The organism is Cupriavidus sp. 2TAF22 (assembly GCF_052115045.1).
Lineage (GTDB): Bacteria > Pseudomonadota > Gammaproteobacteria > Burkholderiales > Burkholderiaceae > Cupriavidus.
Genome location: NZ_JBFRFX010000014.1, coordinates 97,478 through 118,480, shown reverse-complemented (window position 1 = coordinate 118,480; position 21,003 = coordinate 97,478). Strand labels below are relative to the sequence as shown.

The 21,003-nt window shown below is 66.5% G+C and carries 19 protein-coding genes and 2 pseudogenes; 8 read left to right on the top strand and 13 right to left on the bottom strand.

What is annotated here, in order from left to right; translation table 11 throughout:
• The first annotated feature begins 53 nt into the window (after positions 1-53).
• A complete protein-coding gene (locus AB4Z48_RS19100) occupies positions 54-305 on the top strand; it encodes a DUF1488 domain-containing protein (protein ID WP_441616728.1) in 252 nt (83 codons plus the stop codon).
• A 20-nt stretch (positions 306-325) separates the two neighbouring features.
• Here AB4Z48_RS19100 and AB4Z48_RS19095 read toward each other — a convergent pair whose 3' ends face one another.
• Positions 326-649, bottom strand: coding sequence for a putative quinol monooxygenase (locus AB4Z48_RS19095; RefSeq protein WP_441616726.1), 324 nt, complete (start codon positions 647-649; stop codon positions 326-328).
• 71 nt (positions 650-720) lie between these two features.
• Positions 721-1,464: an SDR family oxidoreductase gene (locus tag AB4Z48_RS19090; RefSeq protein WP_441616724.1), complete on the bottom strand. Its 744-nt coding sequence runs from the start codon at positions 1,462-1,464 to the stop codon at positions 721-723.
• Between the two features lie 113 nt (positions 1,465-1,577).
• On the opposite strand from AB4Z48_RS19090, the pseudogene AB4Z48_RS19085 reads away from it, so the two are divergent.
• Positions 1,578-1,661, top strand: a pseudogene (locus AB4Z48_RS19085) (helix-turn-helix domain-containing protein); the annotation flags it as partial.
• A gap of 208 nt (positions 1,662-1,869) precedes the next feature.
• Complete coding sequence (locus AB4Z48_RS19080) at positions 1,870-2,778, top strand: c-type cytochrome (RefSeq protein ID WP_441616722.1); 909 nt, start codon at positions 1,870-1,872, stop codon at positions 2,776-2,778.
• Positions 2,779-2,877: 99 nt separating this feature from the next.
• Here the strand turns inward: AB4Z48_RS19080 and AB4Z48_RS19075 are convergent, their stop codons facing one another.
• The 6 genes from AB4Z48_RS19075 to gnd form a co-directional block, all read right to left on the bottom strand.
• The gene (locus AB4Z48_RS19075; protein ID WP_441616720.1) at positions 2,878-3,582 is read right to left on the bottom strand and encodes a glycoside hydrolase family 25 protein; all 705 of its coding nucleotides are present in this window, start codon (positions 3,580-3,582) and stop codon (positions 2,878-2,880) included.
• A 403-nt stretch (positions 3,583-3,985) separates the two neighbouring features.
• The gene (locus AB4Z48_RS19070) at positions 3,986-4,735 is read right to left on the bottom strand and encodes a glutathione S-transferase family protein (RefSeq protein WP_441616718.1); all 750 of its coding nucleotides are present in this window, start codon (positions 4,733-4,735) and stop codon (positions 3,986-3,988) included.
• 153 nt (positions 4,736-4,888) lie between these two features.
• Positions 4,889-5,716 (bottom strand): GntR family transcriptional regulator, encoded by an 828-nt coding sequence (locus tag AB4Z48_RS19065; RefSeq protein ID WP_441616716.1) that lies wholly within the window; start codon positions 5,714-5,716, stop codon positions 4,889-4,891.
• Between the two features lie 461 nt (positions 5,717-6,177).
• Complete coding sequence (locus AB4Z48_RS19060) at positions 6,178-7,134, bottom strand: chemotaxis protein (RefSeq protein ID WP_441616714.1); 957 nt, start codon at positions 7,132-7,134, stop codon at positions 6,178-6,180.
• A 215-nt stretch (positions 7,135-7,349) separates the two neighbouring features.
• Entirely contained in the window at positions 7,350-8,912 is a 1,563-nt protein-coding gene (gene zwf / locus AB4Z48_RS19055; RefSeq protein WP_441616712.1) for a glucose-6-phosphate dehydrogenase, read from the bottom strand.
• Positions 8,913-8,968: 56 nt separating this feature from the next.
• Positions 8,969-10,069 carry a phosphogluconate dehydrogenase (NAD(+)-dependent, decarboxylating) gene (gene gnd / locus AB4Z48_RS19050; RefSeq protein WP_441616832.1) on the bottom strand — a complete coding sequence of 367 codons (1,101 nt, stop codon included), beginning with the start codon at positions 10,067-10,069 and terminating at the stop codon, positions 8,969-8,971.
• Positions 10,070-10,471: 402 nt separating this feature from the next.
• Between gnd and AB4Z48_RS19045 the strand changes: the two genes are divergently transcribed.
• The gene (locus AB4Z48_RS19045; protein ID WP_441616710.1) at positions 10,472-11,677 is read left to right on the top strand and encodes an MFS transporter; all 1,206 of its coding nucleotides are present in this window, start codon (positions 10,472-10,474) and stop codon (positions 11,675-11,677) included.
• A gap of 1,030 nt (positions 11,678-12,707) precedes the next feature.
• Here AB4Z48_RS19045 and AB4Z48_RS19040 read toward each other — a convergent pair.
• Both AB4Z48_RS19040 and AB4Z48_RS19035 read right to left on the bottom strand, forming a co-directional pair.
• Complete coding sequence (locus AB4Z48_RS19040; protein WP_441616708.1) at positions 12,708-13,370, bottom strand: NAD(P)H-binding protein; 663 nt, start codon at positions 13,368-13,370, stop codon at positions 12,708-12,710.
• A 147-nt stretch (positions 13,371-13,517) separates the two neighbouring features.
• On the bottom strand, positions 13,518-13,703 hold the full coding sequence (locus AB4Z48_RS19035) for a YjfB family protein (RefSeq protein WP_441616706.1): 186 nt from the start codon (positions 13,701-13,703) through the stop codon (positions 13,518-13,520).
• Positions 13,704-14,066: 363 nt separating this feature from the next.
• On the opposite strand from AB4Z48_RS19035, the gene AB4Z48_RS19030 reads away from it, so the two are divergent.
• Positions 14,067-15,017: a S1C family serine protease gene (locus AB4Z48_RS19030; RefSeq protein WP_441616704.1), complete on the top strand. Its 951-nt coding sequence runs from the start codon at positions 14,067-14,069 to the stop codon at positions 15,015-15,017.
• 8 nt (positions 15,018-15,025) lie between these two features.
• Positions 15,026-15,760: a hypothetical protein gene (locus AB4Z48_RS19025; RefSeq protein ID WP_441616702.1), complete on the top strand. Its 735-nt coding sequence runs from the start codon at positions 15,026-15,028 to the stop codon at positions 15,758-15,760.
• A gap of 3 nt (positions 15,761-15,763) precedes the next feature.
• Here the strand turns inward: AB4Z48_RS19025 and AB4Z48_RS19020 are convergent, their stop codons facing one another.
• On the bottom strand, positions 15,764-16,669 hold the full coding sequence (locus AB4Z48_RS19020; RefSeq protein WP_441616700.1) for an SMP-30/gluconolactonase/LRE family protein: 906 nt from the start codon (positions 16,667-16,669) through the stop codon (positions 15,764-15,766).
• A gap of 111 nt (positions 16,670-16,780) precedes the next feature.
• Complete coding sequence (locus tag AB4Z48_RS19015; protein ID WP_441616698.1) at positions 16,781-17,764, bottom strand: Bug family tripartite tricarboxylate transporter substrate binding protein; 984 nt, start codon at positions 17,762-17,764, stop codon at positions 16,781-16,783.
• A gap of 361 nt (positions 17,765-18,125) precedes the next feature.
• Here AB4Z48_RS19015 and serA point away from each other — a divergent pair, with 361 nt between their 5' ends.
• A complete protein-coding gene (gene serA, locus AB4Z48_RS19010) occupies positions 18,126-19,337 on the top strand; it encodes a phosphoglycerate dehydrogenase (protein ID WP_441616696.1) in 1,212 nt (403 codons plus the stop codon).
• A 47-nt stretch (positions 19,338-19,384) separates the two neighbouring features.
• On the opposite strand, the pseudogene AB4Z48_RS19005 reads toward serA, so the two are convergent.
• Positions 19,385-19,531: pseudogene (locus AB4Z48_RS19005) on the bottom strand (H-NS family nucleoid-associated regulatory protein); the annotation flags it as partial.
• A gap of 1,080 nt (positions 19,532-20,611) precedes the next feature.
• Between AB4Z48_RS19005 and AB4Z48_RS19000 the strand changes: the two are divergent.
• Positions 20,612-20,902: a DUF3649 domain-containing protein gene (locus AB4Z48_RS19000; protein ID WP_441616694.1), complete on the top strand. Its 291-nt coding sequence runs from the start codon at positions 20,612-20,614 to the stop codon at positions 20,900-20,902.
• Positions 20,903-21,003 lie beyond the last annotated feature (101 nt).

Sequence of the window (21,003 nt, the reverse complement as noted above, 5' to 3'; positions counted from 1 at the left end):
CCTTGGGCGACAAACCTCCGGGCACGCACGTGCCTGGTCAGCCGAGGTGCAATATGGCACTCAGTTTTCCCAACCCGAGCCGCAGCTACGATGCCGCCAAGCATTGTGTGTGGTTCTGGGGCTACGACAACGCACGCGAGATCACATTCCTGGTGGGCGATGCCATGCTCGCCAGCCTGGATCCCGCGATGGGCCAGGCCGAGCGCGAAGTGCTCGCGGCCTTCGACCGGCACCGCGAGCAGATCCTGGAGCTGGCCAGGACCCAGTACGCTGGCGGGCGCCAGAACAGGTACCTGCTCAGCTGAACAATCTCGGCTGAACAAGCTCACCTGGCATCGCTGACATAGCTGCGCACCGGCGTCAGGAACTCAAGCGTGCGCGCGGCCTTCAGCAAGCGCGGCAGCGCCGCCTCATAGGCCTGGCGATAAGGCCGGCTCAGGTGATGCGACTTGAAATAGTGCTCGCTGCAAGCCCATGTCTCGTACAGGACCAGCGTATCCGGATCCTCCACCGAGCGGTGGAGATAGGTATTGATGAAGTCCGGCTCCTTCGACATCTCTTCGAGCACGTGCAGCAGCTTTTCCTCGATTTCTTCGCGGTGCTCTGGCTTGCCCGGCAGATGGACGATGAATGCGGTGACGTCGCTCATGTTTGTCTCGCGTAGGACCGAACCGCGCGCCATGCGCGGCTCGTGCAAGGGATGCGCTCAGGTGAAGACGCTCAGGCGTTGAAGCCGCCGTCGATGGTCAGGCTCGCGCCGGTCACGAAGCCGGCTTCAGGGCTTGCCACGTAAGCCACCATGCCCGCGATTTCGTCGGCGCTGGCGTGGCGTTGCAGCGCCATCAACCCGTGCAGCGCGGCGGCGAAATCGCCGGACTCGGGATTCATGTCGGTGTTGGTCGGGCCCGGCTGCACATTGTTGACCGTGATGCCTTTCGGGCCCAGGTCGCGCGCCAGGCCCTGCACCAGTCCCCGCAATGCCGACTTGCTCATCGCGTAGGCGCTGCCGCCGGCAAACGGCATGCGCTCGGCGTTGCAGCTGCCGATATTGATGATGCGCCCGCCGTCGCCCATATGCGGCAGCACGGCCTTGGCGGCGACGAAGACGGCGCGGACGTTCACATTCAGCGTCTTGTCGAAGTCGTCCAGCGAGAAGCTGTCGAGCGTGCCCATCAGCAGCACGCCGGCGTTGTTCACTAGGATATCGATCTTGCCCAGGCGATGCGCTGCGTCGTTGATGGCGCCGCTCAGCGATGCCGGGTCGGCAACGTCGGCTCTGATCGCGAGCGCGCGGCCGCCCGCGGCTTCGATGCTCGCAACCAGTTCACTCGCGGCGGCCGCCGAGCTTTGATAGGTGAAGGCCACGGTGGCGCCATCGCGCGCCAGGCGGCGCACGACTGCCGCGCCGATGCCGCGCGCACCGCCGGTGACGAAGGCAACCTTGCCGGAGAGGGAAGACGTCATGATTTCTGTTCCGATTCGAAAGTGGGTGTGCAGCAAGTATGGTCACTTTGGCCACCACCTCGGTAGACGGCAATCGGGATCATCACCTTCAACCGTTGGTATGAGCTGACGGCATGGAAGCGCTCAACCTCCTCGAGTCATTCATCCATAGCGCCGAAACCGGCAGTTTCTCCGCTGCGGCACGCCGGCTCGGTGTCGCTGTACTACCCGAACAAGAAGGCACCAGCCCTGCAAGCTATGTGCGCCAGCACACTGAGCGAAGCGCCGAAGCCGTCGATAAAGTACAGGCTCGGGCTGCATGTGACCCATTGCAGCCAGGTGCGTCCGCGCCGGCACCGCGCAGGAGCCGGCTACGCGCCCGGGCCATGTGACGAATGAGCAACCCCTCCCAGGAGCCAAGACACCGTGAGCCGCACCCGTACCTGGCTTCGACGCGGCGGTATTGCTGTGGTCGCATTGGCGATGCTCGCCGGTGTCATCGTGTTCGCCGGCGACTGGCTCGCCGCCCGCAAGATGCAGCGCAGCATCGATGATATTGTGGTCCAGCCGCTGGCTTACCGCGATGACGCGGCAGCCATCGAGCGCGGCCGCTACCTCTACGCTTCGCGCGGCTGCGCCGACTGCCACGGCGCGCAAGGCAACGGGCGCATGTTCGTAAACGACGGCAGGGGCCTGCGCATAGCCGGCCCGAATATCAGCCCCGGCCCCGGCAACGTGGTGTCGCACTACATAGCCGCCGACTGGGTTCTCGCCATCCGCCACGGCGTGAATCCGCAACTCCGCCCGCTCATGGTCATGCCGAGCGAGGACTTCAATCGCCTGACCGACGAAGATCTCGCCGCAGTGATCGCCTATGTCCGTCACATGCCGCCTGCCCCGGGCGGTGCCGCGGTGCTTGAGCTGCCGCTGCCGGTGCGTGTGCTCTATGGCTTCGGGCTGATGCAGGACGCCGCGGCAAAGATCGACCACACGCTCCCGCCCGGACAGCCCGTGCCCGATGGCGTCACGGTCGAACATGGCGCATACGTGGCCAATATGTGCATAGGCTGCCACCGCGCGACGCTGGCTGGCGGCAAGATTCCCGGTGCCCCGCCGGAGTGGCCGGCCGCCCCCAGGCTCGCGCCCGGCGACGGCTCGGTCATGCCCCGCTATCCCGACGCCGGCACCTTCGAACGCATGCTGAGGAGCGGCCAGCGGCCCGATGGCGCAGCCCTGCAGGTCATGCCCTTCGCGTCGCTGCGCCAGCTGAACGACACCGACGTGCGCGCGCTGTATCTCTATCTGACAAGCCTGAAGGGAGAGCGCAAGGGCTGAGCCGTCACGGAACCGGTCACCCGGGACCCGCCCGTCCGCATCCACGGAACGCGGCTTGTCACTTCAGGGAGAAGACCACAAGCTGCGCTGCGTGGGTGGCTACGCGTTCTGGTCCGTTGCCGCGGGTGCGGTCTTGAAATAGTCCGGGAAAGGCCATTCTTCTTTCAATTCGTCTGCCGTGCCGGCATAGCAGTCCCGATCGATGGCATCCATGCCGGGAAACGCGTGAGGAGGTGGCCCCGCATTGCCGTCGGTATATTGCCAGAGGATGAACCGTGGCCACGTATCGATTGGAATCCCGACCGGCAAGTCCTTGTAGCGCGCATACCAGAGGGGGCAGTTCTTGAGGATAGCGTCGGCGCCATGCGCCTGCACGGCATCCCGCAGCATATTGCCGCCATAGATCATCGGCCAGCGGCCCGTCTTCTCCTTGACCCTGGTCACGAAGGCATGGGCTTGCTCCAGCGTCATGTCAGGACCGCTCGAACTGGGCTCGAAGTCGAGGCAGAAAAGCGTCCTGCTGTTGTCTACCGCCGGATCGCCCCACTGCACGGCACCGAGGAAATTGTCCGCCTGCTTGATTGCGGGGCGGGAGCTGGAGAAGTGATAAGCGCCCCACAGCAGCCCTGCCGCCAAGGCCTGGTCGCGGCGCTTCCTGTACTTTGGATCCTGGAAGGTTTCACCCTCGCTAGCCTTGTGAATGACGGCCCTGACGCCGGCATTGAATGCCGTGAGCGCGTCAAAGGGATTGTCGTGGTTGATGTCGACGATGACGTCGATCGTACCCGCGAAGGTTTCCGGCATGGAAGTCTCCAGATTGGAAGGTTCCCGGGAGCGTCGACGAACCCGACTTCAGTGCACGGCAGGCATGGGCAATGCGATGTTGGTGGCGGCGCGTGTGCTGCCAGATCAGCCTGTGCGGCGGCTCTCTTCGGACATGACAGCATCAGCATAGGCATGCGGCACGTGAAGGGATCTCATCCAGAAGTTGGAAATGGCTTTCGAATTATTTACGACAGCTGTTCACAAATTTCACTGGAGCCAGCCGGAAGGCAGGCTGCGGCGGTTGTCGCCTGTCGGGCTGCGGGTTCCGGCCGTCAGGGCTTGCGTAGCGGCCTGAGTCGCGGCCTGAGTCGCTGCCTGAGTCGCTGCCTGAGTCGCGGCTTGAATGATCCTTGACGGCACCAGCGCCTGGCGCACCGATCTGTCAGTCGGCGCGCCGTGACGCCCACTCGCTGAAGCCAGGTCCGCCATGAATGGTCTTGTGTCTCGCCCACTCCACCTCGGCGGCGGTGGCGTATGTGACACCAGGCTCCCACCAGAGCGCGGCTTCCTGCTCAAAGGATGGCCGCTTCTCCATTCGCGCAACCAGCGAGGCGAGCTTTGGGCGATCTGGCGCGCGCCAGGACAGCCGCAACGGGCGGGTCTCGATGAACTGGCAAATACAGGTGAGGAGGATATCCTGCGCAGAGGTCACGCCAGGGACAAAGCCGTCGGCAGCGCCGGCTATCTGCGCCTCGAACCAGTCGAGAAGATGCTGGTTGCGAATGGCGCACCGGGCGGCGTGGCCATTTTCTTCGTGCCGGATGCCGGACCACTGCAATTGCGACACCGTCGTCGTCGACACGCCGAAGGTTTGCAGCGTGGCGAGAACGAGCTTGTCGTGCCATTCCTGCGCCGGGCGCACGTAGTCGGTCGCCAGGGGAGGCATGCCTGCCGGCGCGGCCGCACCCGGATAGCGAGACATGAGGTAGTCAATGATCACGGCCGAGTCCCACAACGTGAGTCCGCCGTCGACAAAGGTGGGAACCTGGAGGGTTGGCGTGATCTTCGCACGCTCCTCCACGCTGGGCGTCGTGAAGGTCTCCACCCGTTCAAAATCCAGGCCCTTTTCCACCAGCACGATGCGCACGGCACGAGCGAAGGGCGATCCCGTGGTGAAAAACAGCTTGCGCATTCCGGCCTCCAAGAACGACAGCGCGCCGCGCGAACCGGCGTTGCGAAGACAAGTGCATCGCCGGTCCTGACATGAACGCACCCTTGCCTTCGCGCTCGCGCATCTGTCGCCGCCTGCTCACGACGCCACGCCGCCACGTCGGCGCCGGGACGTCTAGCTCAGCCCCAGCGTGAACGGCAGCAGCAGGACATTCACGATCAGCAAGCCATAGAAGATCGCCATGGCCGCGGAGATGGCCGGACGCTGTTCGCGCTCTGGCGAGGCACGTCGATCCCGCCTGCGTTTCCACAGGAAACCCGCGCCCATGCTGAAGGCGGCAAAGCCGGTCAGCAAGGCCGGCGAAACCACGGCGGACAAAGCAGGCTTCGGCGCGGCATTCTCCGTTGCCGCCGCCGCCGAGGTCTCGGAGGAAGCGGCTGCCGGCAGCACGGGCACGGCCGGCTCGGCCGGCTTGGCCGGCTGCAGGCTCTCCTGCATGACAGGCGGCCGGGCGGGCGTCTCCCGATCCACCGCCGGCGGTGTCGGCTCCCGCTTTGGCGGCACGGGCACGGGCGCGGCAGCGCTTATGCTTGGCGGGGCCAACGGTTGCGCCGGCTTGCTGCGGGGGCTATCCCGCCACCGCCACCATTGGTGGTAAAGGCTTTCAAGACAAGACGTGGAGTCGCAGGCATCCCGTTTGATGCGCCATGCGTTGACGTCGGCATCGTTGATGACGCCGGTCCGCAGCAGCTTCTGCTGCTCGGCGTACATGCGCTCATAGCGCGTCGCGAGCTGCGCGTTGTCGCAGAGCAGCTGCTGGCTGCGCCGGCGCTCGCCGCTCGCCAGCGCACACCGCGTCCCTTTGCCGTTTTGATCTTCGCAGCGGACCGATCCGCCGCCCGGCGCTGACTTACAGTCGATGTCGGAAGCCTGCGCCACTTCGAAGGCAGACAGGCCCAAGGCAACGAGCACGGCCAGGCGTCCTATGACCCTGTTCATCATCGGCCCCCACGGAAGCGGGCACATCGGCCCAGGGAGTTAACGTAGCCGATGGTCGCATGGGTCCGCAAGCGCGCAGTAGGAAACGGATGTGGTAGTGCACTTTCTCTGGCATCGCAAAACCGAAATGCGCGCGCTCCTTCTCCTGCGCTTCGATATGCGCGCCGCCGGGTGTGCGCTTGCGGCCACGAGGGATCTCGCCCCTCCAGTTTCCATTGCCGCGCGATAAGGTCGATCGGCCTGCGCCTGGTCTTCGGCCGGCGTTATTGCTATCGGGCGGCATGCCCCGCACATGCGTCCCGGCGGTCAAGGCGGACGATGAATCCRCCGGGTATATTGCACACCCTGCATCTGGCAGCGGCCCTTGCCGGATGCAAGGCCGAGCCTATCAGGCGGCGGCGCCGCACCAGCCGGAGTGGCGCGCTTGCTGGCCAGCCCGGCAGTGCGGATACAGCCGCCTCACCTCAACGCGACAACACGCTCCGGATGGTTTCCGCGAGGTCCTTGGCCAGGAACTTAGACACATACGCATCCGCCCCGACCTTGCGCACATGGTCCTCGCTCGCGGTACCCGACAGCGAGGAGTGAATCACCACCGGGATCGACTTGAAGCGGGCGTCGCCCTTGATCTTGCGGGTCAGCGTGAAGCCGTCCATCTCGGGCATTTCCAGGTCGGTCAGCACCAGGGCGATTTCGTCCTGCACGGTGCGGCCGTTGGCGCTGGCGTGCTCGGCGATCTCGCCGAGCTGTTGCCAGGCTTCTTCGCCGGTCTTGGTCATCAGCACGGGCACGCCCATGGCCTTGAGGCCTTGTTCGATCAGGCTGCGGGCAAAAGCGGAGTCATCGGCGGCGAGGATCTTGGTGCCGGGGCGCAGGTTGAGTTGCGGGCCGACAGTCTTGGGGTCGACTTCGGGCTGGCGGGTCGGCAGCACGTCGCGCAGGATCTGTTCGACGTCGAGCACCTGCACCAGGCGCGGGTTGTCGCTGTCGGCTTCGAGCTTGGCGATGCTGGTGACCAGGTCGCCCTTGACGCTGGTTTCGGCGGAGACGACCTGGTTCCATTCGAGCCGCACGATCTCTTCCACGGCTTCGACAGCGAAGCCCTGGGTGGAGCGGGCGTATTCGGTCACCAGCAGGATGTTGAGGCCGCTCTTGGGGCTGCAGCCAACCAGCTTGGGCAGGTCGATGACCGGAATGACCTGGCCGCGGATGTCGGCCATGCCGAGCATGGCGGGACCGCCGCCGACCACGGTGGTGACCTTGGGCATGACCAGGATCTCGCGGACCTTGAAGACGTTGATGCCGAACAGTTCGCTGTGCGCGGACTGGTCGGATTCGCCCAGGCGGAACAACAACAACTCGAACTGGTTGTTATTGGTCAGGTTGGTCCGTTCGTCGATGTCTCTCATCGCGCTGCTCATACGCTTCCTTTGTCCGGCCAAGGCGCGGGCAAGTGCCGCGCGGTGTTGATCGTGTCCCTGGACCCGCCGCAGCGCGGCTCCGGCGGCGCTTTTGGCGCCGGTGCGGAGCGACGACGCTGCAATGACGGGCCACTGTCTTGGCTAACGGCGGCGGCGGCCAGAAATTTAGGGGCGCGAGGCGCACGGACTGGCACCCCGACGCGGGATGTGCCGGATCAGGCTGGCGCAGCCATCGGGCCAGCCCTGTGCCAGCTGCGGCCGTCGCGCGCGAGCAGCGCATCCGCGCAGCGCGGGCCGTCGCTGCCGGCCCGGTACCCTTGCACCTCGGTGGCGCCCTTCCCGGCGTCTTGCCAGGCATCGAGGAAGGGCTGCACGGCGCGCCAGCCGTTTTCGATGTTGTCGGCGCGCTGGAACAGGGTCTGGTCGCCGATCAGGCAATCGTAGATCAGCGTCTCGTAGCCGGTCGACGGCCGCATATTGAAGAAGGTGGAATAGGCAAAGCCCATCTGCACGTTGTCGATCTCCACCGCGGGGCCCGGGCGCTTGGCCTGGAAGTCGAACCACATGCCCTCGTCGGGCTGGATCTGGATGGTGAGGAAGTTGGGCTTGAGGCGGTCCACGCGGGTATCGCGGAACAGCGAGGATGGCGCCTGTTTGAAGCAGATGGCGATCTCGGTGTCGCGCACGGCCATGCGCTTGCCGGTGCGCAGGTAGAACGGCACGCCGTCCCAGCGCCAGTTGTCCACCATCAGCTTGAGCGCGACATAGGTCTCGGTGCGGCTGTCGCGCGACACATCGGGCTCGCTGCGGTAAGCGGGCACCTTGTGCCCCGCCACCGTGCCGCCGCGGTACTGGCCTCGCACGGAACTGGCCAGCGCTTCCTGGCGCGTCTGCGGGCGGATGGCGCCGATCAGCTTGGCCTTCTCGGCGCGCACGGCATCGGCGCCGAAGGCCGCGGGCGGCTCCATGGCGACCAGCCCCATCAGCTGGAACAGGTGGTTGGGCACCATGTCGCGCAGCGCGCCGGTGTGCTCGTAGAAATTCCCGCGCTGCTCCACACCCACGGTTTCCGCGGCGGTGATCTGCACGTGGTCCACGTAATGGTTGTTCCAGAAGGCTTCGAACAGCCCGTTGGYGAAGCGGCTGACCAGGATGTTCTGCACGGTCTCCTTGCCGAGGAAATGGTCGATGCGGTAGACCTGCTCCTCGCGCATGGCGCGCAGCACGCGCGCGTTGAGCGCCTGCGCCGACCTGAGATCGGTGCCGAACGGCTTTTCGATCACCACGCGCCGGAAGGCGCTGGCCGACTCCTTGAGCAGGCCGGCGGCCGCGAGCCGGTCCACCACTTCGCCGAAGAAGCGTGGCGAGGTGGCCAGGTAGAACACCGCGTTGCCCGTGGCGGCGGCCTTGATGCGCGCGGCGATGGCGGCGTAGGTGCGGTCGTCGAGGAAATCGCCTTGCAGGTAGCTGATGCGGCGGGCCTGCGGGTTCCACATCCCGGCGTCAAAGACCTTGGCCGCTGCGCCGCCCTTGTCCTTGTCTTGTGGCCCCCCTTCGCCGCCGGGACGGGCGCGGGCACGGATGCCCTGCGCCAGCCGCGCGCGGAAGGCGGCATCGGTCATGGGATTGTGGTCCACGCCGACCAGGTCCAGGCCATCGCACAGCAAGCCGTCGCGGCGCAGGTTGTAGAGCGCAGGCACCAGCAGGCGTTGCACCAGGTCGCCGCGCGCGCCGAACAGGAACAGCGTGGCCGGCGGCGGCTTGGGGACCTTCTGCATGCCACGCCGGGCGCCGGCGCGGGGCTTCCCGGCGGCCTCCTTCGCGGCGGCCGCCATCACGTCTTCTCCGCGTCGCCGCCGCTGACGTATTCCACGTGGCCGCCGAAGCCGAAGCGCATGGCCGAGAGCAGCTTCTCGCCGTAGGTATGGTCCTGTCGCGAGCGGAAGCGCGCGAACAGCGCGCTGGACAGCACGGGCACCGGCACGGCTTGCTCGACCGCGGCGTCGATGGTCCAGCGGCCCTCGCCGCTGTCGGCCACCTCGCCGGGAAAGCGCGACAGCGCCACGTCGCCGGCAAGCGCCTGCGCGGTCAGGTCGAGCAGCCAGGAGGACACCACGCTGCCGCGCCGCCAGACCTCGGCCACGTCGGCTAGGTCGATCTGGAAGCGCTCGGCTTCGGGCAGGCTCCCGGAGGACCGGGTCTTGAGGATGTCGAAGCCCTCGGCATAGGCCTGCATCAGGCCGTACTCGATGCCGTTGTGGACCATCTTGACGAAATGCCCGGCGCCGGCCGGGCCGGCATGGATATAACCGCGCTCGGCACGGCTCCTGGCCGGATCGCGCCCCGGCGTGCGGGGAATGGTGCCGTAGCCGGGGGCCAGGGCATCGAACAGCGGATCGAGCCGCTCCACCACCTCGGCCGGGCCGCCGATCATCAGGCAGTAGCCCCGCTCCAGCCCCCACACGCCGCCGGAGGTGCCCACATCCATGTAGTGAAGCTGGCGCCCGGCGAGTTCGCCGGCACGCCGGATGTCGTCCTTGTAGAAGGTATTGCCGCCGTCGATGATCACATCGCCGGGCGCCAGCAAGCCGGCCAGCGACGCGATCATCTGCTCGGTGGGCTCGCCGGCCGGCAGCATGACCCAGACGGCGCGCGGCGCCTCGAGCTTGCCGACCAGGTCTTCGATGCTGGAAACGCCGCGGGCGCCCTCGCTCACCAGTTCCTGCACCTTGTCCGCGCTGCGGTTGTACACCACGACCTCGTGCTGCCCGCGCAGCAGCCGCCTTGCGATGTTCGCGCCCATGCGCCCAAGCCCCACGATTCCGAGTTGCATGATCGGTCCTTTCATTGGGTCAGCCATCCACGGAGAAGACACCTTGCACAGCCAGCGGCCATTGTCCGCCTCCCGCGACCTACGTGCACGGGCCGCCGCAATGCGCGCCAGGCAAGAAAAAGATGCTCATGGATAACTTTTTCACCGGACCGGCTCGGGTTCGAGCATGGATGCAACGGTAAATCCCGTTGCCGATTTACACGAACTAAACAGACGCTTAAAATCGCGATACCAGCCCGGCGCGATCGCACATGACCGGGCGGATTCTTTTCACCGGCCCGCATCTGGGGACAAGCGCCGGCCAACCGCCCGCCCTGCCATGTCCTTGCCAGTCCTGAAGCCGCGCCGCCCCCGCCTTGCCGCGTCCACCGCGCGACGCGAGTAGCCGCCGGCAAGCCCAAGCCGCCTTCCCCGCCACAGCCCGTTGCCCGGCCGCCGCCGCGCGATGGACCCGCCTGTGCCGACCCCGTTGTTCCGTCATATCGCCATTCCGCCCCGCATCGCATGTCCGCAAACAGTCCGACGCTCGCCGCCCCGTCCGGGGAACACCGTCAAGGCAGCATCAGCCGGCGCATCGTCGCCATCGTCTTCTTCAACTTCATCGCCTATCTGACCGTCGGGCTGCCGCTGGCGGTGGTGCCCGGCTTCGTGCACGGCGACCTGGGCTACGGCACGGTGGTCGCCGGCCTCGCGGTCAGCATCCAGTACCTGGCCACGCTGCTCAGCCGGGCCTGGGCCGGCAACCTGTGCGACCTGCAAGGCCCGAAGAAATCCGTCACGCTCGGGCTCGCGCTGTGCGCCGGCAGCGGCCTGCTGGTCATGCTGTCCAGCACATTCGCAGGCACGCCATGGCTTAGCCTGGCGTGGCTGTTCGCCGGGCGGCTGGTGCTGGGCGCGGGCGAGAGCCTGGTCACCACCGGCACCATCGCCTGGGGCATCGGCGACGTGGGTCCGCGCTTCACCGGCAAGGTGATCTCGTGGAACGGCATGACCACCTACGGGGCGCTGGGGCTGGGCGCGCCGCTGGGCGTGCTGCTCGACAAACACTGGGGCTTCGCCACGCTGGGCCTGGCCACCACCGCGCTGGCGGCGGCCGCGTTCGCGCTGGCGCGCCGCAAGACGGCGGTGCCCACCGTCAAGGGCGCGCGCATGCCCTTCCGCACCGTGTTCCGCCACATGACGCCGTTCGGCCTGTGCCTGGCGCTGGGCTCGGTGGGCTTCGGCACCATCACGGCCTTCGTCACGCTGTACTACGCCAGCCATGGCTGGGACCATGCCGCGCTTGCGCTGACCAGCCTTGGCGTGAGCTTCATCGTCGCGCGGCTGTTGCTGGCCGACAGCATCGGCCGCTTTGGCGGCTACCGGGTGGCGCTGTGCTCGTTCGCGGTGGAAGCGCTCGGGCTGGCGCTGATCTGGATGGCGGACTCCCCGGCCATGGCGCTGGCCGGCGCGGCCGTTACCGGATTCGGCTTTGCGCTGGTGTTTCCTTCGCTGGGCATGGAAGCGGTCAAGCTGGTGCCGGCCAGCAACCGCGGTTCGGCGCTGGGTGCTTATGCGCTGTTTCTGGATTTGTCGCTGGGGGTGACAGGGCCGGTGGCCGGGGTGATTGCCAGCCATGCGGGTTATAGCTCGGTGTTTTTGTTTTCGGCCTTGTCGGCCGTGGCTGGGCTGGGGCTGAGTCAGGTGTTGGCGGGGCGGGCGCGGGGATAGTGTTTAAGATGGGATGATTGGTGCCTAGGTTTGGGTATTCTGGTGAGTGTCATTTCGTTTTTTCGCGTTGGATTTAAAGGCTTAAATTCAAAGACAAAGTCAAAGGCTAATTCAAAGCCAAAGGCTCATTCAAAGTAAAAGGCTAATTCAAAGTCAAAGGCTAATTCAAAGTCAAATTCAAAGGCTTTCGCTCCCCCGGAGCGACCTACTTTCTTTTCCCCGAAAAGAAAGTAGGCAAAGAAAGCGGGCTGCCTGGCCGGCAGGGGCAGAAACCTTGGGGTTTCTCGTGTTGCTGGTTTCGTCGTGGGGTTCTTGGTTCTGCTTGCATCCTGCCGTTACCGGGGCGGGCGGCCGCGATCTTGCGGGCGACAGTGGTTTCGGGGTCAGACCTATGATGGCGGGCGCACTGCTTGTTCGGCCATCTGCCGTTACCGGCTTAAGCGACCACGACATAGCACCCTCTTGGTTTCGTGGTGGGCGCGGTGGACCGGTGCGCGGGTGTACCGGGTGTACCGGGTGTACCGGGTGTACCGGGTGTACCGGGTGGCGACATGTTATGCCCCAAACACAAAATTTCTGACAGGTCCGAGCTATGAGGCACCGAGCTCAAACAGGGGTCACCGCGCCCACCACGAATCGAGCGCCGTTCCTATGACGCGCCCATCCACCCCGGTCGCGGCAGCAGCCTGAACTACCTGGGCCAACGCCATCATGCAGCGCCACCACGAATCGAACGCCACCCGCGATGCCGCAGGCGAGCAAACCGGTAGCGCCAGCAGCCCAGCCAAAGCCATGAGACCCACCACGAAACCACCACCACCCATAAAATCTGAGCGCCCAGCCTTCTGCAAGAATCGCTTTCTTTTGGTTACTTTTCTTTTCGAGAAAAGAAAAGTGACACTTACATGTGTGCGAACGGGCTACCAAGCCCGCGCCGCTAGGCCCAGAGACGCAAAGCACACCCTCATACGCATAAACGCCAAATGAGACTCAAGCCGCCAAGCCCAAAAAAGCCAAAAAAAAGCAAAAACTACCGCATACCATCAATATCCCGAGCCTCGACAACCCCCCGAGGAAACCCCCTCCGCACCACAATCAGCATGGCACGCCCCACCTGCTCGGTAGTAGTGAGATAAGCCGGAAACAAGCGCCGCAGCAAAGGCAGCACCGGCGCCGCAATCATGTAGGGAATCCGGTAGGCCGCCGTCTTGGAACGGATGCCGTGCAACGGCTGGATACCGCCCGGGCGGAACATATACGCTGCCTTGAACGGCAATTTCAGCAACGCGTTCTCGGTACGCCCTTTCACCCGCGCCCACATCGAGCGCCCTTTCTCCGTGCTGTCGGTCCCCGCGCCGGAAACATAGACAAAGGTCATCTGCGGGTTGAGCCGGGCCAGCACCTGCGCGGCGGCCAGCGTGATGTCGTAGCTCACGCGCGTGTACTCGGCTTCGGACATGCCGCCCGAGGACACGCCCAGGCAGAAGAAGCACGCGTCGAAACCTGTCAGCGCCGGCTCGATCCCGTCGTAGTGCAGCAGGTCCGCATGCACCAGTTCGGTCAGCCTGGGATGCTGCTGGCCGGTCGGCGTGCGGCCTACCGTCTGCACGCGCGCCACGTCTTCGGCCAGCAGGCATTCGCGCAGCACGCCCAGTCCGACCATGCCGGTCGCGCCGAATATCAGTACGTTCATTCGTGTGTTCCCGTTCGATGAAAGCGGCCGCGCCATTGTGACGGGATGGTGGAGATTACCGCATGAACGGGAACGGCGCCGGCACGCCGGCACCCCGAAATAGACAGCCCCCGCCCGGGGTCACCCCGGACGCGGGCTGCCCCGTTGTCACACCTTGATGTCGATGTTCTGGCCCAGATGCGGGGGGTTGCTGGCGGGCACGCCGACCGGCGCCGCCGATGCCATCAGCGTGGCCACGCTGTTGGCCTGCAGGTCAAGCGATTTGCGCAGCATCAGCAAGCTGACCGGGTCGGTCCCGGGGTTGCTCGCCGCGCTGACGATGGAGGTATCCATGGATGAATTGTCCTGTTCCAGGTTGCGGTTGGGTGGGCGGGTGGCGAGGATGCCGGCAGTCCGGCCGGAAAAGCCGCGGCACCACCCGGGGATATTCCTGCCCGTTAATTGTCGGCTGGCAGCCACAAAGCTTTAGCGCGGCGGGCGGAACGTTTATGATAGGCAGCCCCGGCCAGATCGCCTGCAGCGTCTGCAAAGCAGGCCGGGAAAGACCGGACAGCCCGGGCAGCGGCTGAATCCGGCAAGAAAACAGTCACCAACAACAACATCATGGGTCGGGCGAAAAAAATCGCGGGTTACGTCGCAATTTCGTGTTTGACTGCCGGCATCCCCCTCTCCGGCCTTGCGCTGGATTCGGCGGAATTGTATGAACGGGAGTCGCCAAGCATCTGGGTGGTCACGGTGTTCGACGCGCAGGGCGGCACGATCGGCCTGGGCAGTTCGGTGGTCACCGGCCCGGAAGAACTGGTCACCAACTGCCATGTCCTCAAGAATGGCAAGTCCATCGGCATCCGGCGCGAGAACACCATGCACGTCGCGCGCCTGGTGCATGCCGATGTGGAGCGCGACCTGTGCGTGCTGCAGGCGAAGGGGCTGGGCGCGCCGCCCGTGAAGATCGCCCCGCTCGCGTCGCTCAAGGTGGGCCAGAAAGTCTATGCCATCGGTGCGCCGCGCGGCTTTGAGCTGACGCTCAGCGACGGCCTGCTCTCCTCCCTGAACAAGGACGCCAACGGCCGCGTGGTGCGTATCCAGACCACCGCGCCGATCTCGCCCGGGTCCAGCGGCGGCGGCCTGTTCAATGCCGACGGCCAGCTGATCGGCATCACCTACCTGATGCGCACCGACGCGCAGAACCTCAACTTCGCCGTGCCCGCGCAATGGATCGGCGAGGTGCCGGCCAGGTCGGCATTGGCGCTGCAGCGCTTTCGCAGCGAGACAGCGCCCCCGGCGCCCGCCGCGCAAGCACGGCCTCCGGCGCCGCAGCCGGCGGCCGGCGCGCAAGACCGGCAGCTCACCGGCGCCGAGCTGGCCGCGCACTTCGCGCATCTCGGCCGCATCAACGCCACCGCGCCTTCGGGTGTCACGCTGTGGATGGATATCCGCGAAGGCGGCAGCCTCGATGTCACCAACTCGGTCAGCCGCGGCACTTCGCCCGGCCGCTACCGCATCGAGCAGGAGGCCGGTCAGGTCTGCATCGAAATGGGCGACCCCAGGTTCAGCAGCATGCAAACCTGCTACCGGCTGACCGAAGGCAACGGGCGCTACGTGATGCGGTCCGTCTCCAGCCCCTACTACTTTTCCTATGTGAAGTAACGACGAGCATGAACCACACATACCGTATTGGCACCGCTGCCGCCGCTGCCGTCCTGTTGCTGCTGGGCGGGTGCGCGCCGGCGACCGTCGCCGTCTCTACCCGCGCCACCGACTATAACGGCAAGCCCGCCCGCATGTATGTGGTGGGCACGACGGGCATGGGCTGGAACAACGATTTCTCGCTGGCGTTCGCCGCCAAGTTCCGCGAGCTGGCCAAGCAGTGTGGCGTGGAAGCGGCCTATGACGAGCTATCGGGCCTGGAGCTGGACTCGTCCGCCCTCACGAACAAGATGCGCGGCTTCCGGGCGGATTCCATCCTGACCATCGCCAATGGCGGGGGTGTGATCGGCGCCTACGGCAACCGCATGTCGATCAACTACGGCACCACGCTGACCGATGCCATGCAGAACCGCGCGGTGTGGAAGGGCAAGTACTCGTTCAGCCGCGGCGCCCAGGCGATCCCCATCGAGGAACGCGCGGCGGTGCTTGCCATCGACATCACCAACAGCCTGAAGAAGGACGGCTTCCTGAGCGGTTGCGGCCAGGTCGCGCTGGGCCAGAACGGCCGGCTGGACCCGTCGGCGGTGCCGGTCATCGCGCACGGCACGCCGGTCAGCGCCGCCAGTCCCGCGGCGGCACCTGCCCCGGCCGCCAGCCAGGGCGCCGGCCCGCTCGCCGCCGTACCGGGCGTGCCCAGCGGGGGCGCGACGCTGCGAGACCTGCAGGWCCTGCTGCCGAAGTGAGCCTCAGCCGGCCAGCCCGGCCTCGGCCAGGTCGGCGCACAGGATGGAGCCGGTTTCCGATTCGGTGACGAACACCTTATGGGTGCCGGGCTGGAAGGCCAGGTTGGTGGTGGTGGCGCCCGCCGTGCTGGCGAGGATGGCCTCGGGCTCGCCGCGCTTGCCGAGCACCCACACGCAGCCCAGGCTGGCATGCGCCACGAACAGCCGGTCGCGGCCGTCGATGGCCATGCCGTCCGGCCCGCTGGTGCCGTAGAAGGTGAAGAACTGCCCCACCTTGGACACGCTGCCGTCCGCTTGCAGCGGCGCGCGCCACACGCAGTTGCCACGCGTGGCCGCCACGAACAGCACCTTCTCGTCGCACGACAGCGCCAGCCCGTTGGGGCTGGGCACATTGCCCAGCAGCAGGTCGAGCTGTCCGCCGGCGCGCAGGCGGTAGACGCGCCCGGTGGGGTCGTGCAGGCCAGTCTGGCCCTGGTCGGTGAAATACAGGTCGCCGTTGCGGGCGATCACCAGGTCGTTTACGCCCTTGAACTGCTCGGCGTTGCGCCGTCCCAGCAGCGTCGTCACCTCGCCCGTCTCGACCTGCACGCGCAGCAGGCCGTTGCGGTAGTCCGCCACCACCAGCTCGCGCGCATTCAGGAACTTCATGCCGTTGGGCTCGCCCTTGTATTCGGCCACCAATGACCACGCGCCCGCCGGGGAAATACGGAAGATCCGGCCAAACGGGATATCGGTCACGTAAAGGTTGCCGGCTGCATCGAACACCGGCCCCTCCAGGAAACTGTCGATGCAGGCCCCGCCCTTGTTGGCATCGGCCCACTCGGAGCGCACGCCGGCCTTGCGGAAATGGGCGGGCATGGACGAGAAGACCTGCAGCGGGATCTCCCTGGGCACGGTTCTGAAATACATGGTCGTTCCTTATCGGGTTCTTGTCGGGTTCCTGTCGCGACCTGGCCGCCATCTGGCCGCCATCTGGCCGCCATCTGGCCGCAATCTGGTCGCCATCTGGCCGCGTTCCGCCTACTCCGCCTTCACGTCGGCGGCCTTCGCCACCCGGGTCCACAGGGCCGTGTCGTCCTTGATGCGGCGCGCGAAATCGGCCGGTGAGATACCGCCCGGCTGCGCGCCCAGGCTGGCCAGGCGCTCCTTCACCTCGGCGCTGTTGACGCTCTTGCTCACCTCCGCCTGCAGCTTTGCCACCAGCGCGGGCGGCGTGCCCTTGGGCGCCGCCAGGCCGAACCAGTTGATCACCTTGTAGTCCTTCAGGCCGGCTTCGGCAAAGGTTGGCACGTCCGGCAGCGCGGGCACGCGCGTCGCCCCGGTCACGGCCAGCGCGCGCGCCTTGCCGCCCTTGATCTGCGGCACGGCGGTCGGCGTGGCGGTGATCAGGATATCCAGGTTATTGGCGATCAGGTCCATCAGCGCATTGCCCGCGCCCTTGTACGGGATATGGGTGATCGACACCTTGGCCTCCTTCTTGAAGACCTCGGCCGAGAGATGCGTGGAACTGCCGTTACCGCCGGAGCCGAAGTTCAGCTTGCCGGGATTCTGCCGGGCGAAGTCGATCAGCTCCTGCAATGTCTTGAAACGGGAGTTGGCCGGCACGATCAGGATCACCGGCGTCTGCGCGATGGTGGTCACGGGCACCAGGTCGTTGTTGTAGTCCCATGGCAGCGTCTTGAACAGCGACGGCAGCATGGTGTACGTGGTGTCGTTGGCCAGCAGCGTGTACCCGTCGGGGGCCGCGCGCGCCACTTGCAGCGTGCCGATGGTGCCGCTGGCGCCGGGCTTGTTCTCGACAAAGAAGGACTTGCCGGTGCTCTCGGTGAGCTTCTGCGCCACCTGGCGCGCGACGAAATCGGTGGTGCCGCCGGCCGAGTACGGCACCACGATGCGCACCGGCTTGTCGGGCCAGGTGTCGGCACGGGAGGCAATGCTGACGGTGCCCGTGAGGGCGGCCAGCGCGATGCCGGCGAGAAGGCGGGCGGGTGAGCGGGTGTGCATCAAGGTCTCCGGGGATGATCCGCGCCGCGCATTGCGTTGCGCGGCGTCTTGGCTGTCCTGTTTTCATCACAATATTCTATTAGACAGAACATCGTTCCGAAATAGTGTACGCACGCCCGGAACTGGCTGTCAATCCTGCGCGGCAAGGCACGGATGGGCGCACCCCGTCGGGCGTCCGGCATTTGCCATTGGCGCCAATGTGGGTGTTCGGTGTGGCGGCGCTGCCTGCGTTACCATGGCACGGCTCGTTCCGCCGTGCGCCCGCGGCCCGCGCCCTTCGCCGCGCGCGCCATGCGCAGCCTCCCCCGCGCCGCCGCCGCCTTCGCCACCGCCCTTCGCCATTGCTATTGCTGCCATCGCCATGACTTCTGCCCTTCTGCTTGAAAACATCCACGACACCGCCGTAGAACGCTTCAAGGAGGCGCTCGTCACCGTGGAGCGCCGCAGCGGCGCGCTCGCCGGCGAGGAACTGCACCAAGCGCCGCAAGCGCACCAGATCCTCGGCATCCGCTCCGCAACGCACCTCGGCGCGCCGGAGATCGAGGCGGCCAGGCACCTGCTGGCCATCGGCTGCTTCTGCATCGGCACCTCGCAGGTCGACCTGGATGCCGCCGCGCGCGCGGGCATGCCGGTCTTCAACGCGCCGTTCTCCAATACGCGTTCGGTGGCCGAACTGGTGATCGCCGAGGCCATCCTGCTGCTGCGCCGCGTGCCGGAGAAGAACACGCTGGCGCATGCCGGCAAATGGGCCAAGGGCGCCACGGGCTCGTTCGAGGCGCGCGGCAAGACCATCGCCATCATCGGCTACGGCAATATCGGTTCGCAGGTCGGGGTGCTGGCCGAAGCCATGGGCATGCGCGTGGTGTACTACGACGTGCAGGCCAGGCTGTCGCTCGGCTCGGCGCGCGCGGCGCGCTCGCTGGCGGATGCGGTGTCACATGCGGATATCGTGACGCTGCACGTGCCGGCCACGGCCCAGACCAGGAAGATGATCGACGCCGTGGTGCTGCGCCAGTTCAAGCGCGGCGCGATCCTGATCAACGCCTCGCGCGGCACGGTGGTGGATATTGAGGCGCTGCGCGCGGCCTGCGACGACAACCATATCGCCGGCCTGGCCATCGACGTCTTCCCGCAAGAACCCAAGACCAACGCGGACCGCTTCGACAGCCCGCTGCAGGGCGTGCCCAATGCCATCCTGACGCCGCATATCGGCGGCAGCACGGAGGAAGCCCAGGAGAATATCGGCACCGAGGTCGCCACCAAGCTGATCGCCTTCCTGCGCACCGGCGACACCATCGGCGCGGTCAACTTCCCCGAGGTGAGCCCGGGTCCGCTGACCTCGCCGGCGCGGCTGCTCAACGTGCACGGCAACGCGCCCGGCGCGCTCGCAACGCTCAACACGCTGCTGGCGCGCGACGGCGTCAACATCGTGGCGCAGCACCTGCAGACGAGCGGGGAAATGGGCTATGTGGTGACCGACCTGGACAAGGCGCCGTCGGACGAACTGGTCGCCGCACTCGGCAAGGAAAGCGCCTTTATCCGCTGCCGCGTGCTGCTCAACGAGCAAGCCTGAGCGGCGCGGGCAGACGGGGCACCGGACTGCCGGCGCCCCGTCTGCCCTCAGCCCACGCGGAAATGCTCGACCGACTGGCCGGCATTGACCGCGCGCAGCAGCCACGAGGGCATCGCGCCCTCGCCGTCCCAGACCTGCCCTTCGGCGTTGCGGTAGCGGCGCGGGCCGGAGGGAGCCGCCGGGGCCGCAGCAGGGGTGACGACGGGCGCGGTCTCGGCCTTTGGCTCGGCTTTTGGCTCGGCTTTTGGCTCGGCTTTTGGCTCGGCTTTTGGCTCGGCTTTTGGCTCGGCTTTCGGTTCGGCTTCTGGCTCCGCCACAGTTTTCGGCAAACCCGCAGCTGACGCCGCGGCTTCCGGCGCTACTGCCAGTGCCGATCCGGGCGAGGCGACATCGGCCGCATTGCGCTGGCCACGCCTCCTCTTGCGCCGCGGCCGCGGCGCCACCATCGGCGGCGCCGTGACAGGTGCCGCTGGCAACAGCCCCTGAACCGGGCCGGCCGGCTCCGCGATGACGTCGGCTTCCGCCTCGGGTTCGGCGACCGCTTCAACTTCCGCTTCAACTTCCGCCTCAACCTCCGCTTCAACGTCCGCCTCCACTAGCGGCTCAACTTCCGCCGCCACTTCCGTGTCCAGGGCGGCAGCAATCTTCGCGGCAGGCTCCGCGAGCGGCGCGGCAAGCAGTTCCGCCACCGGCAGGATTTGCTGCCCGCCGCCGGGTTCGGCCACAGGTTCAGCCTTCGGCGCCGCGGCTGCCTGCGCCGCCTCGATGTCATCGGCGGTGATGCCCAGCCGCTCCATCTGGACCCGTATCCAGACAATGGCGGCTACTCGTTTGACGTCGGCGGAAAGAACAGCGGGAATAGCGGAAGACACGATAGAAACCAGTAAAGGATGCGGGACAGGGGGTTCTCCATGCGGCGCTCACCGCACACCCATATCCCCGAAGCTCGCACATGATAGCCGAGCGCGGAAACCGCCTCTTGCGAGAGCCAAAAACGCGGCAGATCGCCCAGTAATACGGCCTCCGGCAGCAAGCACATAACAGGCCAGCCAGCACCGGGAATCCGCCCGGATCCACACAACTCAAATGAGAACGATTATCATATGCGACCAACAGGGCCATCAGGCGTCGCCTGCGGCCGGCCTCTTGCGCGGCGGGCCGCCTGCCGCGCAATACGGCCCTCTTCCATAGGACATATAGCCAATGCATCGACTCATTTCCACTGCCCCGCTACGGATTGTTGTGCCCGGCCGGGCTGCCCGGGAGGCGCGGACATGGGCTTGAGCCGGAACGGCCGCTACCGCCTGGATGTTGCCTCGCGCGTGGTGGCCGCGATCGGTGGCGGCTATGTGCTGGCAGCCCTGGCCACCGGCCTGCTGGCGGTGGTGCTGCCGATGCCGCCGTCCGAGGCGGTGACGACCGCCACGCTGCTGTCGTTCTCGCTGTACGCGTGCGCGGTGCTATGGGTGTTCGCCGCCGGCAGCGCGTTGCGCGCGTGGGCCGGACTGGCGATTCCCGCCGCGGTCATGGCGGCCGTGCTGGCCGCGGCGCGGAGCGCGGCATGAAGGCCGGCCTGCGGCAGTCGATGGCCTGGCTGCGCGCGGCCAGCCTGAGTGGCGCGCTGAGCGGCGCGCTGGGTGGCTGCGGGCTCCTGGCACTGCGCGCG

What these genes read in the sequence shown, in the direction of transcription:
- AB4Z48_RS19000 (WP_441616694.1), top strand. Translation starts at nt 20,612, where the DNA reads ATGGGCTTGAGCCGGAACGGCCGCTACCGCCTGGATGTTGCCTCGCGC.
- AB4Z48_RS19040 (WP_441616708.1), bottom strand. Translation starts at nt 13,370, where the DNA reads ATGAACGTACTGATATTCGGCGCGACCGGCATGGTCGGACTGGGCGTG.
- AB4Z48_RS19070 (WP_441616718.1), bottom strand. Translation starts at nt 4,735, where the DNA reads ATGCGCAAGCTGTTTTTCACCACGGGATCGCCCTTCGCTCGTGCCGTG.
- AB4Z48_RS19045 (WP_441616710.1), top strand. Translation starts at nt 10,472, where the DNA reads ATGTCCGCAAACAGTCCGACGCTCGCCGCCCCGTCCGGGGAACACCGT.
- AB4Z48_RS19100 (WP_441616728.1), top strand. Translation starts at nt 54, where the DNA reads ATGGCACTCAGTTTTCCCAACCCGAGCCGCAGCTACGATGCCGCCAAG.
- serA (WP_441616696.1), top strand. Translation starts at nt 18,126, where the DNA reads ATGACTTCTGCCCTTCTGCTTGAAAACATCCACGACACCGCCGTAGAA.
- AB4Z48_RS19060 (WP_441616714.1), bottom strand. Translation starts at nt 7,134, where the DNA reads ATGAGCAGCGCGATGAGAGACATCGACGAACGGACCAACCTGACCAAT.
- AB4Z48_RS19095 (WP_441616726.1), bottom strand. Translation starts at nt 649, where the DNA reads ATGAGCGACGTCACCGCATTCATCGTCCATCTGCCGGGCAAGCCAGAG.
- AB4Z48_RS19015 (WP_441616698.1), bottom strand. Translation starts at nt 17,764, where the DNA reads ATGCACACCCGCTCACCCGCCCGCCTTCTCGCCGGCATCGCGCTGGCC.
- AB4Z48_RS19075 (WP_441616720.1), bottom strand. Translation starts at nt 3,582, where the DNA reads ATGCCGGAAACCTTCGCGGGTACGATCGACGTCATCGTCGACATCAAC.
- AB4Z48_RS19035 (WP_441616706.1), bottom strand. Translation starts at nt 13,703, where the DNA reads ATGGATACCTCCATCGTCAGCGCGGCGAGCAACCCCGGGACCGACCCG.
- AB4Z48_RS19020 (WP_441616700.1), bottom strand. Translation starts at nt 16,669, where the DNA reads ATGTATTTCAGAACCGTGCCCAGGGAGATCCCGCTGCAGGTCTTCTCG.
- AB4Z48_RS19090 (WP_441616724.1), bottom strand. Translation starts at nt 1,464, where the DNA reads ATGACGTCTTCCCTCTCCGGCAAGGTTGCCTTCGTCACCGGCGGTGCG.
- AB4Z48_RS19065 (WP_441616716.1), bottom strand. Translation starts at nt 5,716, where the DNA reads ATGATGAACAGGGTCATAGGACGCCTGGCCGTGCTCGTTGCCTTGGGC.